This window comes from Terriglobales bacterium, from assembly GCA_035624475.1.
Taxonomy (GTDB): domain Bacteria; phylum Acidobacteriota; class Terriglobia; order Terriglobales; family Acidobacteriaceae; genus DASPRL01.
In genome coordinates, this window is sequence record DASPRL010000164.1 from 1 (window position 1) to 20,774 (window position 20,774).

Annotated in this window: 18 protein-coding genes; 13 read left to right on the forward strand and 5 right to left on the reverse strand. The window is 68.2% G+C overall.

Translation table 11 applies throughout. The features are described from left to right. The 13 genes from VEG08_06715 to VEG08_06775 form a co-directional block, all read left to right on the forward strand. Window positions 1–641: 4Fe-4S dicluster domain-containing protein (locus VEG08_06715; GenBank protein ID HXZ27676.1), on the forward strand; the 641-nt coding region annotated here is incomplete at its 5' end. After that, window positions 641–1,888: a Ni/Fe-hydrogenase cytochrome b subunit gene (hybB, locus tag VEG08_06720; protein ID HXZ27677.1), complete on the forward strand. Its 1,248-nt coding sequence runs from the start codon at window positions 641–643 to the stop codon at window positions 1,886–1,888. The genes VEG08_06715 and hybB, both read left to right, overlap by 1 nt. Then, a complete protein-coding gene (locus tag VEG08_06725) occupies window positions 1,875–3,545 on the forward strand; it encodes an ATP-binding protein (GenBank protein ID HXZ27678.1) in 1,671 nt (556 codons plus the stop codon). Before hybB ends, VEG08_06725 begins: the two co-directional genes overlap by 14 nt. Before the next feature lie 5 nt (window positions 3,546–3,550). Further along, window positions 3,551–4,939: a sigma-54 dependent transcriptional regulator gene (locus VEG08_06730; protein ID HXZ27679.1), complete on the forward strand. Its 1,389-nt coding sequence runs from the start codon at window positions 3,551–3,553 to the stop codon at window positions 4,937–4,939. After that, the gene (locus VEG08_06735) at window positions 4,936–5,472 is read left to right on the forward strand and encodes an archaemetzincin family Zn-dependent metalloprotease (GenBank protein HXZ27680.1); all 537 of its coding nucleotides are present in this window, start codon (window positions 4,936–4,938) and stop codon (window positions 5,470–5,472) included. Before VEG08_06730 ends, VEG08_06735 begins: the two co-directional genes overlap by 4 nt. A 565-nt stretch (window positions 5,473–6,037) precedes the next feature. Continuing rightward, entirely contained in the window at window positions 6,038–6,733 is a 696-nt protein-coding gene (locus tag VEG08_06740) for a glycine cleavage system protein H (protein HXZ27681.1), read from the forward strand. 425 nt (window positions 6,734–7,158) lie between these two features. Beyond that, entirely contained in the window at window positions 7,159–7,671 is a 513-nt protein-coding gene (locus VEG08_06745; GenBank protein ID HXZ27682.1) for a hypothetical protein, read from the forward strand. Window positions 7,672–7,697: 26 nt separating this feature from the next. Beyond that, window positions 7,698–9,020: an acetyl-CoA hydrolase/transferase C-terminal domain-containing protein gene (locus VEG08_06750; protein HXZ27683.1), complete on the forward strand. Its 1,323-nt coding sequence runs from the start codon at window positions 7,698–7,700 to the stop codon at window positions 9,018–9,020. A gap of 6 nt (window positions 9,021–9,026) precedes the next feature. Next, window positions 9,027–9,311 (forward strand): 4Fe-4S dicluster domain-containing protein, encoded by a 285-nt coding sequence (locus VEG08_06755; protein HXZ27684.1) that lies wholly within the window; start codon window positions 9,027–9,029, stop codon window positions 9,309–9,311. Further along, a complete protein-coding gene (locus VEG08_06760) occupies window positions 9,304–10,362 on the forward strand; it encodes a 3-methyl-2-oxobutanoate dehydrogenase subunit VorB (protein ID HXZ27685.1) in 1,059 nt (352 codons plus the stop codon). The genes VEG08_06755 and VEG08_06760 overlap by 8 nt, the downstream gene beginning before the upstream one ends. Before the next feature lie 19 nt (window positions 10,363–10,381). Then, window positions 10,382–11,848 (forward strand): 2-oxoacid:acceptor oxidoreductase family protein, encoded by a 1,467-nt coding sequence (locus VEG08_06765; GenBank protein ID HXZ27686.1) that lies wholly within the window; start codon window positions 10,382–10,384, stop codon window positions 11,846–11,848. Between the two features lie 698 nt (window positions 11,849–12,546). Next, window positions 12,547–13,476, forward strand: coding sequence for an ABC transporter ATP-binding protein (locus VEG08_06770; GenBank protein ID HXZ27687.1), 930 nt, complete (start codon window positions 12,547–12,549; stop codon window positions 13,474–13,476). Next, on the forward strand, window positions 13,476–14,966 hold the full coding sequence (locus tag VEG08_06775) for a hypothetical protein (GenBank protein ID HXZ27688.1): 1,491 nt from the start codon (window positions 13,476–13,478) through the stop codon (window positions 14,964–14,966). Before VEG08_06770 ends, VEG08_06775 begins: the two co-directional genes overlap by 1 nt. Window positions 14,967–15,021: 55 nt before the next feature. Here VEG08_06775 and VEG08_06780 read toward each other — a convergent pair whose 3' ends face one another. The 5 genes from VEG08_06780 to VEG08_06800 all read right to left on the reverse strand — a co-directional run bounded on the left by VEG08_06780 (window position 15,022) and on the right by VEG08_06800 (window position 19,513). After that, entirely contained in the window at window positions 15,022–15,801 is a 780-nt protein-coding gene (locus tag VEG08_06780; GenBank protein HXZ27689.1) for a DUF928 domain-containing protein, read from the reverse strand. A 13-nt stretch (window positions 15,802–15,814) separates the two neighbouring features. Then, on the reverse strand, window positions 15,815–17,701 hold the full coding sequence (locus tag VEG08_06785) for an adenylate/guanylate cyclase domain-containing protein (protein HXZ27690.1): 1,887 nt from the start codon (window positions 17,699–17,701) through the stop codon (window positions 15,815–15,817). Window positions 17,702–17,981: 280 nt separating this feature from the next. After that, window positions 17,982–18,476: a hypothetical protein gene (locus VEG08_06790; protein HXZ27691.1), complete on the reverse strand. Its 495-nt coding sequence runs from the start codon at window positions 18,474–18,476 to the stop codon at window positions 17,982–17,984. Between the two features lie 89 nt (window positions 18,477–18,565). After that, a complete protein-coding gene (locus VEG08_06795) occupies window positions 18,566–18,979 on the reverse strand; it encodes a group I intron-associated PD-(D/E)XK endonuclease (GenBank protein ID HXZ27692.1) in 414 nt (137 codons plus the stop codon). Window positions 18,980–19,159: 180 nt separating this feature from the next. Next, complete coding sequence (locus VEG08_06800; protein HXZ27693.1) at window positions 19,160–19,513, reverse strand: STAS domain-containing protein; 354 nt, start codon at window positions 19,511–19,513, stop codon at window positions 19,160–19,162. Between the last annotated feature and the right edge of the window lie 1,261 nt (window positions 19,514–20,774).

Here is a 20,774-nt window from a genome sequence, read left to right on the forward strand (position 1 = left end):
CCATCCTGACCCGCGGCGACAAGTTCATGCGCCGCCTGTGCATGAACTGTGACGACCCCACCTGCGCCTCCGTCTGCCCGGTGGCCGCCCTGCGCAAGACCCCGGAGGGCCCGGTCATCTACGAGCCCAGCCGCTGCATCGGCTGCCGCTACTGCATGGTGGCCTGCCCCTTCGACGTCCCCAAGTACGAGTGGTCGAAGGCGCTGCCTCTGGTGCGCAAGTGCACCATGTGTCCCGACCGCGTGGCCGCCGGCCGCCAGACCGCCTGCGCCGATATCTGCCCCACCGGCGCCACCAAGTTCGGCGAGCGTGACGCCCTCATCGCCGAGGCCCGCCAGCGTCTCCGCGACCATCCTGAGCAGTACGTCCCCCACATCTACGGGCTCGACGAGGTGGGCGGCACCTCCGTGCTGCTGCTCTCCTCCGTGCCCTTCGAGCAGTTCGGCTACCGCACCGACTTCCCCCACCAGCCCTTGCCCCTGCTCACCCACCGCATCCTGCAGTTCATTCCCGACTTCGTGCCCCTGGGCGGAGTGCTGCTGGGCGGCATCTGGTGGATCACCCATCGCCGCGCCGAGGTGGCCGCCGCCGAAGGCCGCGCCCCCAAGCACGCAGAAGAAAAGAAGAAGGAGGCAAAGTGATGGCGCCCCTGCGATCCAAGCTGAGCTTCTGGAAGTCCGTCTTCCTGGTGGTGATGGCGGCGGGCCTCTACGCCGCCGTCGTGCGCTTCACCCAGGGTCTGGGCGCCTCCACCCACTTGAGCGACCGCTTCCCCTGGGGGCTGTGGATCGGCTTCGACGTGCTCTGCGGCGTCATGCTGGCCGCCGGCGGCTTCACCCTGATGGCCGCCGTCCACATCTTCAACATCGAGCGCTTCAAGCCCATCGTGCGTCCCACCCTGCTCACCGCCTTCCTCGGCTACGTGCTGGTGTGCGTGGCCCTGCTCTTCGATATCGGGCGCAGCTACCGCATCTGGCATCCCCTGGTGATGTGGAACCCGCGCTCGGTGATGTTCGAGGTAGCCTGGTGCGTCACCCTCTACACCACGGTGCTGGCCTTCGAGTTCTCCCCCATCGTGCTGGAGCGGCTGCAGGTGCTGCGCTCGGAGCGCGTGCGCCACGCCGCCCGCATCGTCACCCGCGTGCTGCGCGTGGTCTCCGTCCCCCTCATCATCGCCGGCATCCTGCTCTCCACCCTCCACCAGTCGTCGCTGGGCAGCCTCTACCTGATCGTGCCCAACAAGCTCTACCCGCTCTGGTACACGCCCACGCTGCCCCTCTTCTTCTTCCTCTCCGCGATCGCCGTGGGCCTGGCCATGACGGTGTACGAGTCCACCACCAGCGCGCGCCACTTCGGCAAGGAACTCGAGACGCCGTTGCTGCAGGAGATCGGCCGCATCCTGCTGGTCATCCTGATCGTCTACGCGGTGCTGCGCTTCCAGGACCTCTACCGCCGCGACGTGCTGCGCCTCGCCTTCCAGCCGCGCTACGAGACCTGGTTCTTCTGGCTGGAGATCGCGCTCGCCCTGGCCCTCCCCATCGGGCTGCTGCTGGTGCCGCGGGTGCGCCGCAGCCCGCGCGGCATCTACGTGGCTTCGGTGCTGGTGGTGCTGGGCTTCATCACCAACCGGCTGAACGTGAGCCTCACCGGCATGGAAGCCTCCGCCGGCGTCCGCTACTTCCCCAAGTGGACGGAAGTCGCGGTGACCGCCTCCATCGTGGCCGCCGGCTTCGCCATCTTCGGCCTGGCCGCCAAGTACCTGCCCATCTTCGAGTCCGCGGCCGAGCTGCAGGCCCGCACCGAAAGGGAATTCGCCCCCCTGCCGGCCGCCGCCCGCGCCGCCCGCGCTCCGGAACAAGAAGCGGAGCTGGTGAATGCCGACGACTGAGCCCAAGCCGCCCTCCGCGGGCCGCTGGCTGCGGCTCTCCCGCTCGCTCAGCGCCAAGCTGATCGTCACTCTGGGCGCGGCCATGCTGGTGACCTTCGCCGCTCTGGGCTACGCCAACATCCGCCTGCACCGCAAGCACCTGGAAGACGCCGCCCTGCTCAGCGCCGAGCGCGTCAGCGACGCCATCAAGCGCTCCACCTCCTATTCCATGCTGCGCAACGACCGCGAGGGCATGTACCACACCATCCAGACCATGGCGGGCGAGCCCGGCGTGGTGCGCATCCGCATCATCAACAGCGAGGGCCGCATCACCTTTTCCTCCGACGCCGCCGAGATCGGCGCCCAGATCGACAAGCGCGCCGAGGCTTGCACCGCCTGCCACGCCCAGGCCCAGCCCCTCACCCGCCTCAACCGGCCCGACCGCTTCCGCATCTTCCAGCCCAACCACCACCGCGTGCTGGCCATCATCACCCCCATCGAGAACCAGCCCTCCTGCTCCAACGCCGCCTGCCACGCCCATCCCGCCGAGCAGCAGATCCTGGGCGTCTTCGACACCCAGCTCTCTTTGGAGCGCGCCGACGCCGCCCTGGCCGAGAGCACCCGCCAGATGCTGGCCTACACCGTGGTGGCCATGCTGGCCATCGCCTTCCTCACCGGCGTCTTCGTGTGGCGGGTGGTGGGACGCCCGGTGCGGGTGCTCAAGGACGGCACCGAGCGCCTGGCTGCCGGCGACCTGGGCTATCAGATCGAGGTGGGCGCGCGCGACGAGGTGGGCGAGCTGGCGGGCTCCTTCAACACCATGAGCCGCCAGTTGCTGGAGGCGCGCGAGGAGGTCACCGCCTGGAACCGCACCCTGGAAGACCGCGTCGAGCAGAAGACGCGCGAGCTCCAGCGCGCCCACGAGCAGGTGCTGCAGGTCGAGAAGATGGCCTCCATCGGCAAGATGGCGGCGGTGGTGGCCCACGAGATCAACAACCCGCTCTCCGGCATCCTCACCTACTCCAAGCTGCTGCGCCGCTGGCTGGCGCAGGGCCCCGCCGGCGACGCCCGCCGCCAGGAGATGCTGAGCTCGCTGGAATTGATCGAGTCCGAGAGCCGCCGCTGCGGCGACATCGTGCGCAACCTGCTCGTCTTCGCCCGCTCCGCCCCCATGAACCTGGAGTGGGCCGATCTCAACCGCGTGGTGGAGCAGTGCGTGCGCCTGGTCCAGCACAAGATCGAGCTTTCCGGCGTGCAACTCCAATTGGAACTGGACCCCGACCTCCCCCGCGTGCAGTGCGACCCCGCGCAGATCGAGCAACTGCTGCTGGCCCTGGTCATCAACGCGCTGGAGGCCATGCCCCGCGGCGGCAATCTCTGGCTGCGCAGCGCCACCCTGCCCTCCGGCCGCGAGGTCCAGCTCCAGGTGCGCGACGACGGCGTGGGTATCCCGGAAGAGTTCCTGCCCCGGATGTTCGAGCCCTTCATGACCACCAAGGAGGGCGCGCACGGCGTGGGCCTGGGCCTGGCCGTCAGCCACTCCATCGTGGAGCGCCACCACGGACGCATCGAGGTGGCCTCCCGCGTGGGGCAGGGAAGCACTTTCACCATCACGCTGCCGGTGGGCGAGGCCCCTGCGCCCCAGCCTCCGGCGGAACTGGCCGTCAAAGCGAGGTGATTCCCGTGAACGGCAAAGGCAGACTGCTCATCGTGGACGACGAACTCAGCGTGCGCGACTCCCTCGACAAGTGGTTCCGCGAGGAAGGCTACGAGGTGGCCACCGCCGAGAACGCTTCGGACGCGCTCACCCGCGTCGCCGAGAAGCGCTTCGACCTGGCCCTGGTCGACATCAAGATGCGCGGCACCGACGGCATCGAGCTGCAGCGCCGCCTGCGCGAGATCGACCCCGAACTGGTGGTCGTCATCATGACCGGCTACGCCTCGGTGGAGACCGCGGTCGCCGCCCTCAAGAACGGCGCCTACGACTACGTCACCAAGCCCCTGGACCCGGAGGACATCTCCCACCTGGTGAAGAACGCGCTCGCCCACCGCCGCACCCGCGAGGAGAACGTCAAGCTGCGCGCCACCGTGGCCGAGGTCGCGCGCCCGCCCGAACTCATCGGGCAGTCCTCGCCCATGCACCGCGTCTTCGAGGCCATCGAGACCGTCGGCCCCACCGACGCCACCGTGCTCATCACCGGCGAGAGCGGCACCGGCAAGGAACTGGTGGCCCGCGCCATCCATGCCGCCTCGCCCCGCCGCTTCCATCCCCTGGTGGTCATCCACTGCGGCGCCCTGACCGAGACCCTGCTGGAGAGCGAGCTCTTCGGCCACGAGAAGGGCGCCTTCACCGGCGCCCAGTACCGCAAGCTGGGCAAGTTCGAGATCGCCGAGGGCGGCACCGTCTTCCTCGACGAGATCGGCGACATCTCGCTGAAGACCCAGACCGACCTGCTGCGCGTCCTGCAGGAGCGCGAGATCACCCGCGTGGGCGGCAACCAGCCCATCAAGGTGGACTTCCGCTGCATCGCCGCCACCAACAAGTCCCTGGAGAAGCTCATCGAGGAGGGCCGCTTCCGTCCCGACCTCTTCTACCGGCTCAACGTCTTCCGCATCGAGCTGCCCGCGCTGCGCCAGCGCCGCGAGGACATTCCCGCGCTCACCGACCACTTCGTGCGCCGCTTCTCCCTGGCCATGAACAAGCGCATCACCCGCGTCGCTCCCGCCGCCATGGCCCAGCTCCAGGCCTACGACTGGCCGGGCAACGTGCGCGAACTGGAGAACGCGGTGGAGCGCGCCATGGTGGTGGCCCAGGAGCCCGAGCTGCGCGTCGAGGACTTCACCCTCAAGCTCGCCGGCAACCACGCCGCCGGCCATACCCTGGAGGACATCGAGCGCGCCCACATCCTGCGCGTGCTGGAGGAGTGCGGCGGCAACCAGACCCGCGCCGCCGAACTGCTCGACATCGACCGCGTCACCCTGCACAACCGGCTGAAGAAGTACGGCTGGAGCCGGGGCGCGCCCGAGAACCGCAACGAAGGCAAGCTGGAGAGCAAAGTCGAGAGCCGATGAACCGCATCGACGTTCTGCCCGTCGGGGAGGTGGAGCGTGGATGGCTCGAGCGCCTCGCCCCTGCCCTCGCCCGCGAATTCGAGGCTGACTGCGGCATCCTCCCCGCCGCGCTCGATCCCCGTTTCGCCTTCCACCCCGAGCGCCAGCAGTTCCACTCCACCGAGATCCTGGCCGGCATGCGGCCGCAACTGACCAACGGCGCCTGGCGCCTGCTGGGCGTGGCCGAGGTGGACCTCTATATCCCCATCCTCACCTTCGTCTTCGGCGAGGCCCAGATGAACGGCCCCTGCGCCGTGCTCTCCACCCACCGCCTGCGCCAGGAACTCTACGGCCTGCCGCCCGATCCCGAACTGCTCTTCCAGCGCACGCTCAAGGAAGCGGTGCACGAACTCGGCCATACCATCGGCCTTACCCACTGCGACGACCACGAGTGCGCCATGGCCGCCTCCCACGCCGTGGAGTGGATCGACCTGAAGAGCCCCAGCCTCTGCTCCCTCTGCCACAACCAGGTCTTCGCCAATAGCCGAAGATGAGTGCATCGACGGCGTCATCCTGAGGCGCTTGTGCGCCGAAGGATTTCGCGCGCACCGCCCGCGATCTTGACGGACTGTCATCCTTCGCGAGGCGAAGCCGAGCGGAGGATCTGACCACCTCGTCTTCGCCACCGGCCCGGTGGTGCAGGCGCTGTCGTCAGATTCTCCCGCCTCGCTTCTCTCGGCGGAAAAATGACAGCCTCCAAGAGGGAGTCTGGTCAGCGGGGAGAAACGCTGCTGCGTTGTTCATCAATCGCATCTGAGAATCTCATCGACCCGAGTGCCTTCCTAACTTCTTTGTTTTCTTGGCGCGCGCGCAAGCTGTTGCTTCCGCGCTCTTTTCGCTGTTGCGATCCTCATCGAAATGCCCGTCCAAAACTCAGCAGCGCCCCTTCGCCTTCCCCGCCGCAAACCTCGCATCTCCTTTCCCCGCAATCACCTGCACGGAATCGCCGCCTCCCTCCAAGGTCTGGCTCCCCGATTGCCCTTACGAGAGACGGAAGCGTGCCCATGAAGCCGCTTCCACGACGCGCCCAAAGCGGCGCAGACATCTCGGAGGTGCCTTATGACGGTCCTACTGGTTCTGGCCACGGTGGTGGTCTTCCTGCTCATCGATCACTTCTACTCCCGCCGCGCGGAGGTGCGCGAGGCCCCGGCGGAGCGCAAGCCCGCGCCCCTGGAAGCGCCCGCCGCCCAGGTCGCCGAGCCCCGCCTGCCCCCCGCCCTGGTCAACGGCTTCCAGGTGCCGCAGAACCTGCGCTATCACCCCGGCCACACCTGGGCGCTGAGTGAGAGTCCCAGCCTGGTGCGGGTGGGCCTGGACGACTTCGCCGCCCGCCTGGTGGGCCAGGTCACCTCCATCACCCTGCCGCAGCGCGGCCAGTGGATCCGCCAGGGGCAGAAGGTATGGAGCCTGCGCCGCGACGGCACCACCGTGGACATGCTCTCGCCCATCGAGGGCGCGGTCACCGACATCAACGAGGCGGTGCTGCAGCAGCCCGACCTCGCCCGCACCGATCCCTACGGCGAAGGCTGGCTGCTCAAGGTGGAGTCTCCCGACGCCAAGACCAACTTCCGCAACCTGCTGGGCGGCCAACTGGCCCGCTGGTGGACGGAAGAGGCGGCCATGCGGCTGCAGCGCCGCATGCCGGGGGTGCTGGACGCGGTCGCCCAGGACGGCGGCGTGGCCATCGATTCCATCACCTCGCACCTCCCCGACCAGGAGTGGGCGGAGGTGGCGCGCGACTTCTTCCTGACCTAGGCCTCGCACGCCCGGGCCAGGCGCCCCGGCCGTCCACACCGGCCGGGGCCGGACCGGGGCGGCGACCGCCCGCCTGTGCAGTAGGTAGCTGGGAGAGCAGGCGAGCTGTCCCGCCCCGGCGCCAGCTTCCCCGGACGCCCCGCTGGGCGCCCCGGGAGCAGGCCGGGAGCTTCCCGGACCCAGGCACTCGGCCGGCCTGGGTCGCGAGGGCTCCCGGCCGCCGTCGCGGCGGTGCGGCGCCCGCCGCGGTGGAAATCCACGTTCGCCGGTCACCGCGCCCTGTGACCTATGTCACCGCCCATAGCGGCGTCCGGCCGGACACTGGAAGTGGGCGAAGTCATCCCCTGGCCGGCAAAGAGGCGGGCGTCACGGCCGAGCCGCCGGCGCCCACGGCCGGGCCTGCGGTTCGCAGGCAAGGAGGCACCATGATGCTCACCTATCGCTTGGTGCGGCTGATCGAGAGCCATTCCGAACAGCTCGCCCATGGCCTGCTGGAGAAGGTGCACAGCTCGGAGCGCACCACCGACTTTCGCAAGATCCCCGCCGCCGAGCTGGAGGTGCGGGTGCGCGAGATCTACCAGAACCTGGGCGACTGGCTGCTGCGCAAGACCGAAGCCGACATCCAGCGGCGCTACAACGAGATCGGCGCCCGCCGCGCCAGTCAGGGCGTCCGCCTCAGCCAGATGATCTGGGCCATCATCGGCGTCAAGGAACACCTCTGGGAGTTCCTCAAGCGGGAGGGGCTGGTGGACCGTCCCGTGGAATTGCTCAGCGAACTGGAGCTGTTCTCGCTGCTCGACCAGTTCTTCGATCGCGCCATCTACCACGCCACCGTGGGCTACGAGCAGGTCTTCGCCGATCGCGGCAAGGCGCGGGGCGCCGAGCGCCGCCACGGAGAGCGCCGGGGCGTCACTGCGGTCCATCACCAGCACTGGTAGACGCAACGCCGGCCGAAAGGAGGCCTATGTCCTGGAGAGAGGAGTACGAAGCCAAGCGCATGACCGCGCGCGACGCCGTGCGCTGCGTGCAGTCGGGCATGCGCGTCTACATCCATCCCGGCTGCGCCGAGCCCGAAGAGCTGGTGCTCGCCCTGCTGGAGCGCGCCCCCCACGTGCAGGACGTCGAGGTGGTGCACCTGCTCACCTTCGGCCGCGCCGACTACGTCAACCCGGAGTTCGCCGGCCACTTCCGCCACAACGCCATGTTCATGGGCGGCAACGTGCGCGAAGCCGTCAACGACGGCCGCGCCGACTACACCCCCATCTCCCTCAGCGACATCGAGGGCCTGTTCGAAGAGGGCGCCATGTCCTTCGACGTCGCCCTCATCCAGGTCTCGCCCCCCGACGCCCACGGCTTCTGCAGCTTCGGGGTGGGAGTGGACACCACGCTCACCGCCACCCAGCACTCCCGCCGGGTCATCGCCCAGGTCAACGACCAGATGCCGCGCACCTACGGCGACAGCTTCATCCACGTCAGCCGCCTCGACGTCGTGGTCGAGAGCTCGCGCCCGCTCTGCGAACTCAAGACCGCTCCCCCCAACGAGGTCACCCGCCAGATCGCCCACCACGTGGCTTCGCTGATCGAGGACGGCGCCACCCTGCAGACCGGGATCGGCGGCATCCCCGATGCCGTCCTGCCCCTGCTCATGGACCGCAGGGACCTGGGCGTGCACAGCGAGCTGGTCTCCGACGGCGTCATCCCGCTCATCGAGGCCGGCGTCATCACCGGCGCCGCCAAGACCTTCCACCCGCGCAAGGTGCTGGTGGGCTTCGTGCTGGGCACCAAGACCCTCTTCGACTTCGTCAACAACAACCCCATGTTCGAGTTCCAGCGCACGGCCTATTGCAATGATCCGCGCCGCATCGCGTTGAACGACCGCATGGTGGCCATCAACTCCGCCCTGCAGATCGACATCACCGGGCAAGTCTGCTCCGATTCCATCGGGCCCTATTTCTACAGCGGCATCGGCGGCCAGGTGGACTTCCTGCGCGGCGCTTCCTGGTCCAAGGGGGGCAAGCCCATCATCGCCCTGCCCTCCACCGCCGATAAGGGCAAGATCTCGCGCATCGTGCCCATGCTCAATCCCGGCGCCGGGGTGGTGACCTCCCGCGGCCTGATCCGCTACGTGGTCACCGAGTACGGCATCGCCTATCTGCACGGGCACAACATCCGCGAGCGCGCCCAGGCCCTCATCGGGATCGCCCATCCCGACTTCCGCGACGAACTCTACGCATACTGCGAGCGGACCAAGTGGCTGCAACGGCCCGCCGCCCTGGCTGCGAGGTGAAATCGAATGGCTGAAGCACGTGGCTACATCACGGTGAACATCGACGAATGCAAGGGCTGCGGCCTCTGCGTCGAGTCCTGCCCGCCCAAGTGCCTGGAGCTGGCCCCTGACCTCAGCGCCTACGGCGTGCATCCCGCCCGCTACACCGGGGAGAAGTGCACCGGCTGCGGCATCTGCTTCTACTGCTGCCCCGAGCCCGGCGCCATCACCGTCTACCGCGCCAAGGCCCAGCCCAAGGCGGACGCGGCCGCGACCCAGGCCGCGAGCCAGGAGGTCGCCACCCATGCGTAAGCTCGCCAAGGGCAACGTCGCCGTCATCATGGGCGCCATCCTGGGGGGATGCCGCGCCTACTACGGCTATCCCATCACCCCCGCCAGCGAGATCGCCGAAGCCGCCGCTCTCTACATCCCCCAGGTGGGCGGCACTTTCCTGCAGGCGGAGAGCGAGGTCTCGGCCATCAACATGGTCTACGGCGCCGCCTCCGCCGGAGTGCGCGCCATGACCGGCTCTTCCGGCCCCGGCCTCTCGCTCATGCAGGAGGGCATCTCCTACCTGGCGGGCGCCGAGCTGCCTTGCGTGGTGGTCGACGTCATGCGCGGCGGCCCCGGCCTGGGCAACATCGCTCCTGAGCAGAGCGACTACTTCGCCATGGTGAAGGGCGGCGGCCACGGCAACTACCGCAACTTCGTGCTGGCTCCCGCCTCGGTGCAGGAGATGGCCGACCTCACCCGCCTGGCCTTCGAACTGGCCGACCGCTACCGCAACCCCGCCATCGTGCTGGCCGACGGCTTCATCGGCCAGATGATCGAGGCGCTCGACCTCAACCTCTCCGACCAGGCCCTCCCCCCGGAGAAGCCCTGGGCGGTGTGCGGCACCCCCGAGACCCGCGCCAACCTCATCACCTCCATCTATCTGGAGCCCGACGAACTGGAAGCCCACCAGCGCAAGATGGAGGCTAAGTACGCCCGCGCCCAGCAAGTCGAGCCCCGCCACGAACTCTACCTGGCCGAGGACGCCGAGGTGCTGCTGGTGGGTTACGGCATCGTCAGCCGCGTGCTGCGCTCCGCGGTGGAGAAGATCCGCGCCCAGGGCCTGCGCGCCGGCCTCTTCCGCCCCATCACCCTGTGGCCCTACCCCTCCGCGGCGCTGGCCGAGGCCGCCGCGCACTGCCGCAGCGTGCTGGTGGTGGAATTGTCCAACGGGCAGATGGTGGAGGACGTCCGCCTGGCCCTGGATGGCAAGGTGCCGGTGGAATTTTACGGGCGGGTGGGCGGCAACGTGCCCTCCGCCGAGGAGATCCAGGAGCAGGTGATGGCCCGCGTCGAGCAGTTCGCCGACTGACGCGGCAAGGAGAACGTTCGTGCCCGATTACGAAGTGGTGCAGTCCAAGTCCCCGGTCTTCTACGACCGCTACCAGCGCAAGGCCGAGCTGCAGCAGCAGACCCACTATTGTCCCGGCTGCGGCCACGGCGTCGCCCACAAGCTCATCGCCGAGACCATCCAGGAGATGGGTCTGCAGGACCGCTCCATCTTCGTCAGTCCGGTGGGCTGCTCCGTCTTCGCCTATTACTACTTCGACGTGGGCAACATCCAGGCGGCGCACGGCCGCACTCCCGCCGTGGCCACCGGCGCCAAGCGCTCCCATCCCGACAGCCTGGTGGTCGCCTACCAGGGCGACGGCGACCTGGCCGCCATCGGCACCGCCGAGATCGTGCACGCCGCCAACCGCGGCGAGAAGATCTCCGTCTTCTTCGTCAACAACGCCATCTACGGTATGACCGGCGGGCAGATGGCCCCCACCACCCTGGTGGGCCAGACCTCCACCACCTCCCCGTGGGGACGCCGCCCCGCCAACGAAGGCTTCCCGGTGCACGTCTGCGAGTTGCTGGCCACGCTGGAGGCCCCCGTCTACATCGAGCGCGTCGCCCTGTGCGACAACAAGAACATCATGCGGGCGCGCCGCGCCATCCGCAAGGCCCTGGAACTGCAGCGCGACGGCGCCGGCTTCTCCTTCGTCGAGATCCTCTCTCCCTGCCCCACCATCTGGAAGATGGACCCGGTGGACGCCCGCCGCTGGGTGGCCGAGAAGATGGTCCCGGTCTTCCCCCTGCAGGTCTTCCGCGACCGCAAAGTGGAGGTGGGCGACGGCGGCCCGCCCCGCAAGAGCGTGGGCGAGGTGCTGGGACTGACGCCCGCGCCCGCCGCCGCGCCCCGGCCGGTGACCGCCGCCCACGCCGCCGCCCGCGACCTCACCTTGAAGATCGCCGGCTTCGGCGGCCAGGGCGTGCTCCTGCTCGGCCAGATCCTCGCCGAGATGGGCATGCGCGAAGGCCTGGAAGTGAGCTGGCTGCCCTCCTACGGCCCCGAGATGCGCTCCGGCAGCGCTCACTGCCACGTCTGCCTGTCGCATCAGCGCGTGGGCTCGCCGCTCATCTCCCATCCCGACGTGCTCATCGCCATGAACGAACTCTCGCTGCGCAAGTTTGCGCCCCACGTGGCGCCGGGCGGGCTGATCCTCTATAACAGCGACAGCCTGCCCGTTGATCTCTCCCTGCCTCGCGACGTCCAGGCCATCTGCGTACCCGCCTCCAACCTCGCCGACCAGTTGGGCTCGGCCAAGGTGGCCAACGCCATCATGCTGGGCGCCCTGCTGGAAGAGACGGCGTGCCTGCCCGAAGCCACCGCCCTGGCCGTCTTCCAGGACACGGTGAAGCGCAAGGAGCTGCTGGAACTGGACCGCCGCGCCTTGGAGGCCGGCGCCCACTTCCTGCGCACCCACCACCTGGTCCCGGCCATGTCCCAGCCCGACGGCTACGCCGGCGACTAGGGTGGAGGCGCGGGCCTTGAGGCCCGCGAATCCAGACGTGTTCTTCGCGGGGCTCTAGCCCTGGGAATCCCCGTGTGGCACAGGCGACTCGCCTGTGCCCGAATCACTTTGAGACCATTACGTACAATCTCTGGGTTACCCCATCGCGCTCAGAAAGTGGCTGGGGCGAGTTTCATATATTCCGAGTCACAATCAAGAAGCGCTTTTTGCTGGGCCCGAAGCTAGTCAAGTTTCAATATGTGGGCAGCCAAATCTAAGATTTGATTGCACCACCGCTTTGGCGGCAGCCGAAGGCATCTCGCGCGCAGGATCCCCAACCCAACGGATTGTCATCCTGAGCGAGCTGCGAAGGAGCGGACGCGACCGAGCAGCGAGTCGAAGGACCCCTACAGCCTTCAGCTCAGCGCCAGCGATGGGAGGCATTCCAGGAGAGATTCCCCTGGTCGTACCAGCTGCCACAATCGAATGCGGGGTCCTTCGACTCGCGGCACGCTGCGGCTCTGCCGCAGGGCGCCGCTCGCTCAGGATGACAGTAGGAAAGTATGCGGAATGCAGGCTTGAAGCCCTGCACCACCGTTCTCCGCCGCTGACTCCTGACCCCTGACTCCTGACCACAGCCCGCGGAACCTCCGCCTCCCCCGCTTCGTATTAGCGAGTGGACGCCAAAAGGCGTACCATTTCCTCCTCCCCACATACTCATGATCGAACTCCTCCAACTGCGCAAGGAATTCGACGAACTGGTGGCGGTCGACGACCTCGAGGTCACCATCCCCGCGGGCGAGATCTACGGCCTGATCGGTCCCAACGGCGCCGGCAAGACCACCACCATCCGCATGGCCTGCGGCCTGCTCACTCCCACCGCCGGCCGCGTCCGCGTCAATGGCGTGGACGTGCATGATGAGCCCGAGCGCGCCCAGCAGTTCATCGGCTACCTCTCCGACTTCTTCTCCGTCTATGAGGACCTGAAGGTCTGGGAGTACCTCGACTACTTCGCCCACGCCTACAAGATGCGCGAGGCGGAGATCCCCGGCCGCATCGACCAGGTCATCCAGCAGGTGGGGCTGGAGGTCAAGCGCGACGCCATGATCCAGGGGCTCTCCCGCGGCATGAAGCAGCGCCTGGGCATCGCCCGCGCCATCATCCACCTGCCCAAGGTGCTGCTGCTGGACGAGCCCGCCAGCGGCCTCGATCCCAAGGCCCGGTTGGACCTGCGCAACCTGCTGCGCGCCCTGCGCGACCAGGGCACCACCATCCTCATCTCCTCCCACATCCTCACTGAGCTGGAGGGTTTTTGCACCTCCATCGGCCTGATGGAGAAGGGGCGGATGGTGCGCAGCGGCACCCTCGAGGAGATCACGGCGGAGGAGTCCAAGTACCGCGTGGTGCGCCTGGCCTGGACCGGCGACAGCGCCGCCCAGGTGGAGGCGCGCCTCAAAGCCCTGCCCGGCGTCTCCAACCTGATGGTCGAGGGCGGCGAGGGGGTCTTCCGCTTCGCCGGACCCGAGGACGGCCTGGCCGCGGTGCTGCGCGAATTGGTCGCCGCCGGCATTCCCCTCGTCTCCTTCGGCGAGGTCAAGCAGACGGTGGAGGACCTCTACCTCAAGCTCTCCCGCAACGAGGTGATGTAGTGGAAGAATTCTGGCGCAATCCCGAGCTGGTCCGCCACGTCCGCGCCGAACTGCGCCCGCTGCGCGCTCTGACCGCCGCCCTGGTGGTGCTGGTCATCGCCGCCCTCATCGCCCTCTCCTGCTACGGCGCCGAGCACGATAACCAGAAGGAGTACTTCCGCCTCTTCTACATCTGGCTGGCGTGGGCGCAGGGCGTGGTGCTGGCGCTGTGGACCATCTCTTCCTGCAGCCAGGCCATCTCGGGCGAGCGCCAGCACAAGACCTACGACTTCCTCAAGACCACGCGCCTCACCTCGGAGGAGATCCTCATCGGCAAGCTGCTGGGCGCGCCCATCCTGGGCTACTTCACCGTGGGCTGCTCGCTGCCCATCTCCCTCATCGCCGGCCTGCTGGGGGGATACTCGCTCTCCACCCTCCTGCTCACCTACCTGCTGATCGTGGTCTTCGCGCTGGTGTTGGGCCTGGCCAGCCTGGAACTCTCCATGCTGGGGGAGAAGACCTCGGGCGGGGTGCTGGTGCTGGCCTTCCTCCTGCTCTATCCCATGCTGATGATCGGCTTCGCCTTCATGGAGAGCCCCTTCCCCGGCCTGGGCGCGGCCAGCATCCTGCCCGCCATCTTCGGCCTCTACGGCTTTCAGGAGTACGGCAGGATCGGGACGCCGCTCTTCTTCGGCTTCCACGTCTCCTACGTCTTTCTCTCGCTCTTCCTCTACTGCACCTTCGGCGCCTGGTTCGTGCTCATGCTGCGCCGCAACCTGAAGAAGGAGCTGGAGGAGGTGCGCCTGCTCTCGCGCGGGCAGGCTCTGGCCTTCGCCGCCTACATCAACCTGCTGATGTACGCCTTCCTCGACTTCAATTCCAAGTACAAGATCACGCCCACGGAGGTGGGCAGCGTCGCCCTGGTGGTGAACGCCTGCATCCTGCTGCTGGTGGGCCTGGCCACCCTGACCCCGCACGAGCAGCTCAAGATGTGGTGGCGGCGCCGCGCCGCCGGCCAGGCCAGCTATTTTTCCTCCGACGGCCTGCCCTGGCCCTGGCTGGTGCTGACCGCTGTGGGCGCTTACCTGTTCATGCTGGGAGCGGCGCTGGCGTTGCACCGCTCCGCCCCGCTCGCGCAGTGGCCGTGGAAGGTCATGGCTCTGGAGCTGACGACCGTCCTGGTCTATATCGTGAGCGCCGTGCTCTTCCTGCAGTTCTGCAACCTGACCCGCATGAAGCGCCCTATCCTGAAGGGCGTACTCTACCTGATGCTGTACTACACGGCGGCCGGCATCGCTGCCGGCGTGCTGGGCATGGGCTCCGACCTGCGCGCCCGCCAGATCCTGAGCCTGCTCACGCCCTTCCCCGCGGTGAACTGGAACGAACTGGCCGTGCCCGGATGGGTGTACGCCGGCCTGGCCATCCAGGTGGCGGTGACCGCCTACATCCTGAGCGCCATTTCCAAGCGCCTCCGCCGCCCCGCCCTCGCCCCCGCGCACGGGGACGACTAGGGTTCTTCCTGTTGATCCCCAGCGCAGCGCGCGACCCTGTCGTCAAGACAAGTCTCTACCGGCGGGATTTCTTCTCCAGCTCATCCGCGCGCGCGAAGTCCTGGTCGCTGAGCGCCTGCGTGGCCTCGAGCTGCGCGTAGATGGTGCCGCGCTGCTCGTAGAGTTCCGCCTTCTCCGGATACTTGGCGATCAGCTCGCCATACGCCGCTACCGCGTCGTACCACAGCCGGTGGTCGGTGAGGAAGCGGGCCCGCGCCAGCCCGCCCTCGTAGGTGTCGTCCCCGGGGATCATCCCCAGCCCCTCGGTGATCTCCCGCCGTCCCTCCTCCGACACCACCACGAAGCCCACCGGCGGCGAGGGCTGCACCCCCAGCAGGGTCGTGGCCTCGACCGTCCAGAAGTAGGTCTTGCCCGGCTCCAGCGGCGGCGCCGTCTCGGGATAGCGGAAGCTGGTGCCCTCCACCTCCGCGCGGAACATCTCCTGCCCGTCGTCGCCTTTCAGCACGAACGCGAACTGCCGCAGCTTCCCGGGATAGCTCCACTGGAAGCTGGGACGCAGGTCGTACACCTTGCCCAGGCGCGGCGCCAGCGCCGCCGGCTCGGGGAAGCCGCGCGTCGCTCCCGTCACCATGGGCTGTTTCTTGAGCTTGCCGGGGGCCAGCAGGTCGAAGCCGCTCAGGTCGGTGACCACCCGCGGCTTCGGCTTCTTGGACTCCGTCTTGGCCGGCGGCGTCTTGCTGGCCGGCTTGCTCTCCTTCTGCTGCCCCGCCGCCGGTCCCGCGGCCAGCACTCCCGCCATCACCCCCAGCCACACTCGCCTCGCTCGCATGCTCATGCCCCCGAGTCTATCAGGCCGATGCCGACGCCCGCTCCACCGTGTACACCGTGATCCTGCCCGCGAGCCCGCGCACCTCGGTCTCTCCCAGAGAACGCGCGGCATAGCGTTTCTTGACCCGCTCGTAGGTCTGCGGGCTGAGCACGATCCCCGTCTTGAACTCCTTGGTCAGGCTCTCCAGCCGCGAGGCCAGGTTCACCGTCTCCCCGATCACCGAGTACTCCAGCCGGTCGCGCGACCCCACGTTGCCCGCGGTCACCGCCCCGGTGTGGATCCCCACCCCGATCTTCAGCTCCGGGAAGCGCGGGTCGGCGCCGTACTTGCGGTTGAGTTCCGCCACCCGCTCCTGCATGCCCAGCGCCGACTCCACCGCGCGGCACGCGTCCTCCTCCTCGCCGTGGCTGAGCGGCACTCCGTACAGCACCATGATGCCGTCGCCCAGAAACTTGTTGAGGAAGCCGCCGTGCTCGCGGATGACCTCCTCCATCTCCGTCAGGTAATGGTTCAGCCAGGCCAGCACCTCGGTGGAAGGCTTGCCCGCGGTCAGCGCGGTGAAGTTGCGGATGTCACTGAACAGCACCGTGGCCACCCGCTCCTGCCCCGCCAGCACGATCTCCCCGCGCCGGCTCCAGATCTCCGCCGCCGCCTCCGGCGAGACGTAGCGCGAGAAGATGCCCATCAACTGCTCCCGCTCCGCCTCCACCTGCGACTTCAGCCAGCGCTCCTGGACGAAGCGGTATCCCAGCCCCACCGGCAGCGCCAGGGCCAGCGCCGTCTCCGCCGCCACCCAGCGCAGCCACAGGTGGTGCGTCGAAAAAAGATACTGCGCGATGCTGTAGCTGGCCGCGCCCACCGCCACCACCACGGTCACGCTGACCAGCGGCCGCTCTTCCAGCAGCACCAGCACCGCCAGCCACGCCAGCAGGAAGATGGCCAGCCAGTTGGCGCGCGCCGGGGCTACCCGCACCGCCGTGCCCTCCAGCAGCGTGGCCAGCGCGGCCGCGTGCACCTCCGCTCCCGACAGCATCACCCGGCTGCCGTCCGCACGCCGCGGCCGGAAGACCGGCGTGAAGTGACGGTCCTTGCCCGCCGCGCTGCTCTCCCCGATCAGCACGATCTTCCCGCGGAAGGTCTCCGGCGGGACCTTCTTGCCCAGCACCTCGCGCGCCGGGACGACCCGCGCCGGCGCCGTTCCCCACGACCCGATCAGGAAGGTGTTCAGCCCGCTGTCGTCCAGCGGGATCGGCGCGGTCCCCAGGCGGTAGCGTCCCGGCCCCTCCTGCCGCAGCGGCTCGCGCCGGTAGTTCGAGGCTAGGGCCACCGCGAAGGGCAGCGCCGGATAGCCGCGCGTGGGCAGCAAAAACGCGCGGCGGATGAAGCCGTCGTCATCCACCGCGAAGTTCACGAAGCCCACCCCGTAGGCCGCGCCCCCGGCGCAGTAGGAGGCCACCTTGGGGTCGGGCTCGCAGAACTGGGGCAGGGGATCGAGCGCCGGGATCTGCTCCGAGCGCAACTGGCTGGCCACGATCACGTTGCCCGCCTGGCGGAGCGCCTCCGCCATGGCCCGGTCGTCCTCGGGCGCGCGCGCCTCCGACAGCATCACGTCCAGCCCGATCAGCTCCGCGTTGCCCGCGGACACCCGCTGGATCACCTCCGCCACCGCACGCCGCGGCACGGGATAGCCGGGGAACCCGGCCACGCTGGCGTCGTCGAAGTCCACCAGCACCAGGTGAGGATCGGGCGGCGGATAGCCGCGCGCGTTGACCAGCAGGTCGTAGCCGCTGCGCTCGGCGTCGCTCAGGAGCGGCCAGCGCCCCGCCCACCCCACCAGCAGGCAGATCAACCCCGCCAGCAGGGCGCTCACCGCCGGCGTGCGCAGCAGTGCCAGGAGTCTCTTCATCCGGGAAGGGATCGTGTGGCACAGGCGCCCTCGCCTGTGCGCTCGCGCGCCAGTATATACCCCAGCCTTCAGCCGTCAGCACTCAGCCATCAGCCGGGCCGCTTCGGATATTGGATCTCGCGCGCACCACCGCGATCTCCGGTTTGCCGCTTACCTTCGCGCTCTCACAGTCCCTGCCCCGCCAGGGGCGGCAGAAGGTAGCCCCGGGCGTGAGCCCGGGGAAAGCGCGAAGAAAGGACCGGCGCGCGAAGGAGCGCATGCGACCGAGCGCGCCCAAGACCTACTTCACCCCCGCCTCGATCTCGGTCAGCTTGGCGGCGGCCGCCTTCAGGTCCGCCTGCAGCTTGTGGCCCGCCTGCAGAGTCGCGGGGAGGCTGGCCAGCGCCAGGCTCTCCTCGATCTGGAAGACCTGCGCCTCCAGCAGCGGCCGGAACAGGTGGATGCGGTTGACCAGCGCCGCCTTGGCCGCCGCCCGGTCGGGCTCGCACTGCATCTGCTGGTACAGGCTGACGAACCAGATAGCGTTGTCCACCTCCATCATGGCCTCGCCCGCCTTTTGCCCCACCCCTGCCACCGCGTCCAGCTCCATCCCCTTGATCGAGTCGGGCTTGGGCAGGCCGGCCGAATCCTTTCCGATCGCCGTCTTCAAAGCCCGCAGCGCCTGCACCTCCGCCGACTCCTTGGGCGCCGCCTGTCCCGCCAGCGTCGCCGGAACCATCGCCGTCAGCGCCGCTCCCAGCACCCATGCACCCAACCGTCCACGCCTGTTTTTCATGGCTCCCTCCGGCGGGGGATTCTAGCACTTGCCTGACCACTGACCACTGACCACTGCTCTCCACACTCCACCCGTCCGCTTGTCGAGACTCAGGTCAGCAGCGACCAGGCCTCGCGGTAGGGCTCGAAGAGGCGGCGGGAGTGCGGATGCTCCGATCCCAGGCGCAGCGTCTTGCGCCCGGCCAGGGCAGCCACCGGGATGATGTACCAGGCCTCCTGCGGCACCACCAGCACCGCCAGGAAATCGATCTCCTTGGCGCTGTAGGCCAGCTTCTGGTGCTGGCCCCGGCCCACCCCCACGTGATAGGAGGAGTGCCGCCGGTGGCAGGTGCGCACCGACTTGACCTGCACCCGGTGCAGGCCGGTCTCTCCTATGACGATGAAGTCGAAGGGGGCGCTGTCGCCCCAGGGCTTGGCCAGTTGCAGGCCCAGGTGGGTGGCGCGGTCCAGGAAGGCCGCTTCCGCCGCCTCCCCCCGCCGCTTGGCGGAGCGAGTGGTTTCCATGAGATATAGCCTTGCGCGACTAGTATAGCACAACGTCCCGGCGTTCCGCCTCTTTCCTTGACCTTGGTTCCTTGCTTTTCCCGCTATCCACTATCCACTGACCACTAGCCACTGTCTTTCTGTCATCCCGAGCGCAGCGAGGGATCTAGGGTTTGGATTTCACCGGGAGCGGCAGCATCCTCACTCCGCCGCCGCCGCGAAGCTGGCCACCGCCTCCTCCGCCGTGGCATGGCTCTCGAACAGGGTGAGAAGCCGCGTGGCTTCCATCACGCTGCGGACGTGGCCTCCGAGCCCGGCCAGCTTGATGACTGCCTCCGCCTTCTTGGCCGTGGTCAGCACGCCCACCAGCATGCCGATGCCGTTGCTGTCGATGTGGTTCACGTGGGTCAGGTCCAGGACGATGCCGGCGGAGGGCCGGAGCAGGTCTTTGAGCAACTCGCGCAACTTCGCGGTCTCCTCCCCCAGCACGATCCGCCCACGGCAGTCCACCACCCTGACGCTGCCCACGCTGCGTATCAGATATTCGAGCGCCACGGCGCGAGGCTCCTCTCTCGCTGCGGGATGCAGCCGGAGATGGCCAGATTGTCCTCCCAGGGTGGGCGGAAAGCAACCACAGCCGGGCCCACTGACCATTGGCCACTGACCACTGTTTCTCTGTCATCCTGAGCGAGCCCTGCCCGGCAACTCCGTTGCCGGGTAGGGCGAGTCGAAGGACCCCTACACCCTCGACTGCCGCACGAATGATGGAAGGCATTCCGTCGAGACATCTCCTATGAACGCCCCCGGGCCTTCCAACTGGCTCCATCGAACGCGGGCTCCTTCGACTCGCGCTGGCCTGCGGCCCAGCCGCAGGCCACCCCTCGCTCAGGATGACAATCCAAGAGGGTGTTGTTCATGCAGGCCTGAAGACCTGCGCCACCGTCCAGCCCGCGGGGCGGCAGTTGAGTTAGCCCAGCCTGCCCTGAGCGCAGTCGAAGCGTGAGCCCGGGGTTAGTTGGCTGAGCCTGCCGAAGGGGACCCCTATGCCTGGACGGCCGTCGACGCTCGCTCCGTATCAGGGCACGGCTTCAGCCGTGCCGCAATCGCTCCGTCATGAGATTGTCATCCCGAGCGCAGTCCGGGTGGGCGGCTCCGCCGCCCACCCGGCGCAGTCGAGGAATCTGCAGTTTGGTCTCGACCTAGAAGGGCAGCGTCTTCTTGAACGCCTCCGCCTCGCCTCTCCGCGTCCTCAGCCGGAGGAACACGAGACACATGGGAGTGGCCAGGAGCACGCCCAGCACAAACGAGCTGAGCATCTCATCCCGACTCTCGCAGTCCCAGCACGAGACCGGGTCCCAACCCACCGCGGCCTCTTCTGCGGCTTTGTTTGCGGCCACATTCTGGCAGGGCTGCGAGGTCTGGCGGGCTGGCGTCGTTGCTGTCTTGCTTTGCCGGTGAGTTGTCTTGTGGGGAGCGCTGCCGCCCGACCAGGCGGGCGAGCACGCGCAGGAAAGAACTACCGTGACCAGCACCCTCAGGACTCGGCCGCTCCGCCTCATGAACTTCATGGACACCGCGCCGCAGTCCCTGGTTTCGGAACGTGCCCCACTCAACCCAACCCCGGGCTTGAGTGGGCCACCCGCCCCCCAATAAAGCTTGTCATCCTGAGCGAGCCATGCCCGGCAACTCCGTTGCCGGGCACGGCAAGCCGAAGGACCCCTATGCCCTCGACTGTCGCACGAATGATGGAAGGCATTCCGTCGAGACATCTCCTATGAACGCCCCCGGGCCTTCCAACTGGCTCCATCGAACGCGG